The sequence below is a fragment of the Hymenobacter roseosalivarius DSM 11622 genome (assembly GCF_900176135.1).
Classification (GTDB): domain Bacteria; phylum Bacteroidota; class Bacteroidia; order Cytophagales; family Hymenobacteraceae; genus Hymenobacter; species Hymenobacter roseosalivarius.
In genome coordinates this window covers 77,019-84,065 of record NZ_FWWW01000036.1, presented here as the reverse complement: position 1 = coordinate 84,065, position 7,047 = coordinate 77,019, and the positions used below count along the sequence as shown (strand labels likewise).

General features: G+C 56.7%; 5 protein-coding genes. 4 read left to right on the top strand and 1 reads right to left on the bottom strand.

The window, feature by feature from the left end; translation table 11 throughout:
• Positions 1 to 106: 106 nt before the first annotated feature.
• Both B9A24_RS02295 and B9A24_RS02290 read left to right on the top strand, forming a co-directional pair.
• On the top strand, positions 107 to 736 hold the full coding sequence (locus B9A24_RS02295) for an RNA polymerase sigma factor (protein ID WP_084443543.1): 630 nt from the start codon (positions 107 to 109) through the stop codon (positions 734 to 736).
• A 19-nt stretch (positions 737 to 755) separates the two neighbouring features.
• Positions 756 to 2,201 (top strand): TonB family protein, encoded by a 1,446-nt coding sequence (locus tag B9A24_RS02290; RefSeq protein ID WP_159451917.1) that lies wholly within the window; start codon positions 756 to 758, stop codon positions 2,199 to 2,201.
• A 162-nt stretch (positions 2,202 to 2,363) separates the two neighbouring features.
• On the opposite strand, the gene B9A24_RS02285 is transcribed toward B9A24_RS02290, so the two are convergent.
• Positions 2,364 to 2,747: a dodecin family protein gene (locus B9A24_RS02285; RefSeq protein WP_084443540.1), complete on the bottom strand. Its 384-nt coding sequence runs from the start codon at positions 2,745 to 2,747 to the stop codon at positions 2,364 to 2,366.
• Between the two features lie 168 nt (positions 2,748 to 2,915).
• Here B9A24_RS02285 and fumC point away from each other — a divergent pair, with 168 nt between their 5' ends.
• Together fumC and B9A24_RS02275 are read left to right on the top strand one after the other, a co-directional pair.
• Positions 2,916 to 4,319 carry a class II fumarate hydratase gene (gene fumC / locus B9A24_RS02280; protein WP_084443539.1) on the top strand — a complete coding sequence of 468 codons (1,404 nt, stop codon included), beginning with the start codon at positions 2,916 to 2,918 and terminating at the stop codon, positions 4,317 to 4,319.
• A gap of 716 nt (positions 4,320 to 5,035) precedes the next feature.
• Positions 5,036 to 7,000 (top strand): S9 family peptidase, encoded by a 1,965-nt coding sequence (locus B9A24_RS02275; protein ID WP_084443537.1) that lies wholly within the window; start codon positions 5,036 to 5,038, stop codon positions 6,998 to 7,000.
• Positions 7,001 to 7,047 lie beyond the last annotated feature (47 nt).

The following is a 7,047-nucleotide window of genomic DNA, read 5'->3' as shown; positions in this document are numbered from 1 at the left end:
TGAAAGTGCTGCTTATATCACCCTAATTTTAGTCCATAGCATCAGAGCTAAATTTTGCCCCCTAACCCGTAGCTTACAGGTTTATTCGCTGGCTGCTTTGTACCTTATGTTTTTCAAACGCCGTCGTCCTGAGTTGCCCACTGCGCTATCCGATGCAGAGCTGTTGGTGCGCTACCGGCAGCACGGCGACGTAGCCGACGTGGGCACGTTGTATGAGCGGCACATGCCAGCGGTGTTGGCCGTCTGTCGGCGCTACCTACGCGATGAGGACGACGCCAAAGACGCAGTGATGCAGCTATTTGAAAAGCTGGTCGACAGCCTGCGCTGCCACGAGGTCGATAATTTTCTGGCTTGGCTCCATAGCACGGCCCGTAACCATTGCCTGATGCTCCTGCGGGCCCGGCAGCGCGCCGGGCCGGATAGCGGCGGCACCCTCTTGCTGCACTTTCCCGACGCGGCGGGTATGGAATCGGCGGTGGCCGCGCATCTACCCACTGATGACCCCGACGAAGCCACATTGACCGAAGAGCGCCTGCAAGCCCTGGAACTCGCCTTGGCCGAGCTGCCGCCCGGTCAGCGACGATGTCTGGAACTGTTTTACCTCGAAAGGCAGTGTTACCGCACTATCGCCACCATCACCGGCTTCGAGCTGGGCTTGGTGAAAAGTCATCTTCAAAACGGCAAGCGCAATCTGAAGCGCTACCTCGAATCATCTGCTCCCGATGCGGCCCACTAACCAGCTACCTCCTCCACTTTTGCCCCCCGAACCCGGTGGGCACCTGCCCGTGGCCTTGCTGCGGCAGTACGTGGCTGGTACGCTCGCACCGGCGGCTCAGCACCGCGTGGAGTCGCATACCCTTACTTGTCAGCGCTGCGCGGAGGTACTCGAAGGCCTGGAAATGACCGACGCCGCGACCACCGACCACAGCCTGACAGACCTGCAACGCCGCCTGCGCGCCCGAGTAGCCCAGGATGCTGACAGCAAGCCCGCCGCTAATTGGCCCTGGCTTCAAATGGCCGGCGTTTTATTGTTACTCATAGCCAGCATCATAGGCTGGCGACTTAATCAAGCCAGAACCGAAGCACAGTCGGAGCCGGTAGCGGCGCTGATGCGCAGGAAAGACACCGCAGCGGCGCAACAGGAGGCGGTACCACAGGCTGTGTCCAAGCCAGAGCTGAAGGCGATGGAATCGAAGCCGGCGCCGGTAGAGGTGCTAGCGGCACCGGCCCCAGACGCGGAAACTTCTGGAGTTGCGCCATCATTGGCAGCAGCTGCATCTAGGCCAAAAGCAACTAGCCGTACACGCTCTGCGCGAATTGCTAGACCGGCAAGCACTCGTATAGCAGCACTAAAAACAGAGACTTTTAGTAATAGCAATAAAGATAAAGTAGTAGCTGACAGTGTCTCAACCGCGGATTTGGCCGCTGCTTCCTACGCTACGGCAGCGGCAGCGGCTTCAGCCCCTCTCCCACCCGACCGAACTCGCACTTCCCTTGCCCGCACGGCTGCACCAGCGGCTGGCGTCTATTCTGACTCCGGTAAACAGGTGGCAAAAATGCCCCCCGGCAGCGATACACGGTCGTTAGCCAGCAAAGGCGCTCCAGCAACGGGCGTAAGCTTAGTTCGAGGGCGTATTACTGACCAAAATTCCGGCGAGGGTCTGCCCGGCGTGACGGTGCTGGTAAAAGGCACTAAACTAGGCACAAGTACCCAAGCAGATGGCTCCTTCACGCTGCCCATAGCCGACTCTCCATCGACCCTGACGATTGCCTCCATCGGCTATCAAACCAGAGAGTATAAGCTGACCAACCCAAGTGCTCCGCTCACGCTGGCCCTGCCCACCGATACCAGGAGCCTGGGTGAAGTAGTAGTGACTCGCAAAGGCAAAATGCCCGTACCACCGGCCGTTGGTCCCACGCCGACCGGGGGCTTACCTGCTTTCCATCAGTATCTAAAAGAGGAGCTGGAATACCCCGAAAGAGCCCGTCAGGAGCGAACTGAAGGAACCGTAAAGCTTAAATTCACGGTCACAGCCAACGGAGCAATAGAGGATTTGAAGATAGTGCGCGGCCTTAGTAAGGAGTGCGATACGGAAGCCCTGCGGCTGGTGCGCGAAGGACCAGCCTGGTTTCCGGGTATTACCGGTGGCCGTCGCACGGCTCAGCAAGTGCGCCTATTGGTGCCGTTTCGCCTGCCGTAGTTGGTTGGCGAGTCGTGGTACCACTATCGTTATCGATACCTGTCTCCGCTGGTTCGTTCCACGATAGTGGTACCACGAAGCCCATTGGGCAATTCGTAGTACCGTTAAAAAAGCCCCCCAGAACAAATCTGGGGGGCTTTTTGATAACTTAAAAACAAGTTTCTAGCCGCTATAGCCGCCGCCGCTTTCGGCTGTGGTGGCGCTGCCGCCGGGCTCTACTTCGCGGGGCAGATCGGGCTGGGTTTTTATCTCTACCTGGCTGTAGTCGGGGGTGCCGCCGCCGGTGCCGGGCGTTTCGGCCTGCTCGGTTTCGGGGCTGCCGACTGCGCCCGCGTTCCACTTGTGCAGCACTTCAAAAGTTATTTTGGCCGTGATGCGGTACTCCACAATCCGGTTGTCCTGCACTTTGCAGCTCTGATCTTTGATGTAGATAGAGCGGATGCCCTTAAGTGTGGTGCTGGCTTCGGTAAGGGCGCGCTGGAGAGCGTCTTCGAAGCTCTTATCGGAGCTGGCCAGTACTTCAATTACTTTTTTGATCGTGCTCATAGCTTGGGGCGTTTGGTGGTAGAATGGGGCTGACGGGCGGCTCCAGAGGGGGCCGGCATGGTTGTACGCAAGCGGGCGACGGGCGGCTATGTCTCAACATTGCCCCCCGACCAGGCGTTACGTACTTTTACCCCCTCGAACCAATTTGCCACCTCAGCTTTCCGCTTCATGAATTTTCGCACCGAGAAAGACACCATGGGCCCCGTGCAGGTGCCCGCCGACGCCTACTACGGCGCCCAAACCCAGCGCTCCATTGATAACTTCCGCATTGCTCAGGATATCAACCGGATGCCCAAGGAAATCATCCGCGCCTTTGCTTATCTAAAGAAAGCGGCGGCTCTTACTAACCGTGATGCGGGCGTGCTATCGGCCGAAAAAGCCGAGCTGATTGGCCGCGTGTGCGATGAGATTCTGGAGGGCAAGCTGGACGCGGAGTTTCCGCTGGTGGTGTGGCAAACCGGCTCGGGCACCCAGTCGAACATGAACGTGAACGAGGTGGTAGCCTACCGCGGCCACGTATTGCAGGGCGGCCAGCTTAGCGACGAAAAGAAAGCACTGGCGCCCAACGACGACGTAAACAAGTCGCAAAGCTCGAACGACACCTTCCCCACGGCTATGCACATCGCGGCCTACAAGATTCTGGTGGAAGTGACCATGCCCGGCATTGAGAAGCTGCGCGACACGCTCAAGCGCAAGTCGGAGGAGTATATGCAGGTGGTCAAGATTGGCCGTACCCACCTCATGGACGCCACGCCGCTGACCGTGGGCCAGGAGTTTTCGGGCTACGTATCGCAGCTCGACCACGGCCTGCGGGCTATTAAAAATACGCTAGCGCACTTGTCGGAGCTGGCCTTGGGTGGTACAGCCGTAGGCACGGGCATCAATACGCCCCCCAACTACTCCGAAAACGTAGCCAGGCACATTGCCGACCTGACGGGCCTGCCCTTCATCACGGCCGAAAACAAGTTTGAGGCCTTGGCTGCCCACGATGCCATTGTGGAAGCACACGGCGCGCTGAAAACCGTAGCCGCCAGCCTGATGAAGATTGCCAACGACATTCGGCTGTTGGCGTCCGGCCCGCGCGCCGGCATTGGCGAGTTGTATATTCCTGATAATGAGCCCGGCTCCAGCATTATGCCCGGCAAAGTAAACCCCACCCAGAGCGAAGCCATGACCATGGTAGCCGCGCAGGTGATGGGCAATGACGTGGCCATTAACATCGGCGGCATGAGCGGCCACTTCGAGCTAAACGTGTTCAAGCCCCTGATGATCTACAACTTCCTGCACTCAGCCCGCCTCATCGGCGACGTGTGCGTGTCGTTTAATGATAAGTGCGCCGAAGGCATTAAGCCCATCGAGGAGAACATTAAGAAGCACGTAAACAGCTCTTTGATGCTGGTAACGGCGCTGAACCCGCACATTGGCTACTACAAAGCCGCCGAAATTGCCCAAACCGCCCACCGCGAAGGCAGCACCCTTAAAGAAACCGCATTGAAGCTCGGCTACCTCACGGAGGAGCAATTCAATGAGTGGCTGAAGCCGGAGGATATGGTTGGCGAGATTAAGAAGTAACCTACGCTACTGACTTGTCAATCATTTCTGAAAGCGGGCGGCCAGCTATTGTGCTGGCCGCCCGTTTTTATGTCCGACTATCCTCAATTTTTCGCGCCTTTTCGTGTTTTTCTTGACCAGATTCCTGCTGCGGGCCGCGTGGTTGTATTTTGCCATTTTGATGCGGACGGACTGGCTGCGGGGGGCATTTACCCCCTGCGGAGTGCCAGTTACTCTTGCAGGGGCTGGGATTTTCGGAGTAAATAAAGTACTGAGAGCCGTTTTTGTAGGCTGACGTCATATTTAACGTTGTCTTACCGTTGTCGATACGCAAAGCGTGTCCCTAGTACCCAGGGTGCTAGGTGGACTAGGCGACCTCCTGGCTACTACAGTCATTTCTGCTGACCAACTTTTGGTTGCATCAGAAGCGAGTAGAGCAAACTTTGCTTGGCTCAACACCAACCGCAGGGCATCGAAGAGTTATGGGCGAGGGAGAACGTATACATAGCTGTAGCAAGCCAACATTCGCCGAATCTAAAGTTTTGCTGACACTAACAGTTTATAAGACTAAAAGCCTCTCTACTTGTAATAGGGAGGCTTTTAGTTTGTTCGAGAATTTGCTAAGACTCAGGCAGGGGTAACTTATAAAAGGTAGTTATAATAACAGTGAATTTAGATGTACCTTGCTTTAGTCCAAAAACATCTTGCTTTCACCAAGTTTTCATTTACTGCCATTTATGAAAATACCCTTATTTAGCCTGCTGTGGTTGCTGCCTTTAGGTGCCCTAGCACAGCAACCCACTACCGTAAGTCCGGCCCGCCGCGAAGAAGGGAACCTAGTTATCGAACGGATTCCGCCGCCTACACCTGCCTTGCGCGAACAACTTAATGCTTACCAGAACGCCCGCTCGGCCGGCCTGCTCGACTGGGACCACCAGGGCGGCATCTACATCAGCACCCGCTTTGGCGATGCAGCGCAGGTGCACCACGTAGCGGCGCCCGGCGCCGACCGGCGCCAACTGACGTTCTTTCCCGAGCCCGTAGGCGGCGCCTCAGTGAGCCCCGACCCGAAACACAACGGCTTCGTGTTTTCCAAGGATGTAGGCGGCAACGAAAATCGCCAGAACTATTGGTTTGACCGCGCCACTGGTCAGTACACGCTACTTACCGACGGCAAAAGCCAAAACGGGGCGGTGCTGTGGAGCAAACGCGGCGACCGGTATGTGTATAATAGCACCCGCCGCAATGGCCGCGACTATGACTTGTACGTGGCCCCAGTGGGCAACCCCAAAGCCGAAAAGCGCCTGCTGGAAGTAAGCGGTTCCTGGAACGCCGCCGACTGGAGCCCTGACGACCAAACCATCGTGGCTGAGGAATACATATCGGCTAACGAAAGCCACCTCTATCTGCTGGACGTGGCTACAGGCAAAGCCACGCCTCTCAACCCGCAAAGCGAAAAAATATCTTACGGTTCGGCGCTGTTCAGCCAAGACGGCAGGGGCTTGTATCTGGTCAGCGACGAGGGCACTGAATTTCACACCCTCCGCTACTATAACCTGGCTACCAAGCAGCAAACTCCGCTCACGGCCGGCATCAGCTGGGATGTGGACGAGATAGAAATGGCGCCCAAAGGCGACCTATTGGCTTTTACGGTGAATGCAGACGGCTTCAGCGAGTTGTACCTGCTGACCACCAAAACCGGCAAATACGAGCGGGTGAAAAATGTGCCACAAGGTCTGATTGGTGGGCTTAAGTTCAGTCGCGATGGTCAACGGCTAGCTTACACCTTTGCCAACGCCAAGACTGCTGGCGACGTGTACTCGCTGGCGCTGAAAGGCAACCGGGCTACACGCTGGACTCAAAGCGAAATCGGGGGCCTGAACCCGGCTACCCTTGTAGAGCCCTCGCTGGTGCGCTACCCTACTTTTGACCAAGTAAATGGGCAGCCGCGCCAGATTCCGGCTTTCGTGTACAAGCCTACCGACCGCAAGGGTAAGATGCCCGTCATCATCAATATCCATGGTGGGCCGGAGGGCCAAGCTCGGCCCGGCTTCGACCCCTCCACTCAGTACATGGTTCAGGAGTTGGGGGTAGCCGTCATCTTTCCCAACGTGCGCGGTTCATCGGGCTACGGCAAAACCTATCTGGCTGCCGATAACGGCATGAAGCGTGAAGAATCGGTGCAGGACATCGGCATGCTGCTCGACTGGATTGCCACGCAGCCCGACCTCGATGCCGGCCGCGTGGCCGTGTATGGCGGCTCTTATGGTGGCTACATGGTGCTGGCCTGCATGACTAACTTTAATACCCGCCTGCGCGCTGGCATCGACGTGGTGGGCATCAGCAACTTCGTAACCTTCTTGGAAAGCACCTCGGAGTACCGCCGCGACTTGCGGCGGGCTGAGTACGGCGACGAGCGTGACCCTGCCATGCGTGCCTACCTGCAGAAGATTGCGCCCTTGAACAATGTGCAGAAAATCACTAAGCCTATGATGATTGTGCAGGGCCAAAATGACCCACGTGTGCCCTACACCGAAGCCGAACAAATGCTCTCGGCCCTCAAGAAGAATGGTAACGACGTCTATTTTCTCATGGCAAAAGATGAAGGCCACGGATTCCGTAAAAAAAGTAACCGCGACTACCAGACGGCGGCCATGTCAGAGTTCATTGAACAATACTTAGTGAGTGAGCCAGCCAAATAGCGGGTGCTGCGGATAATAGCTACCGTTTAAAGTATTAGCATAAGTAC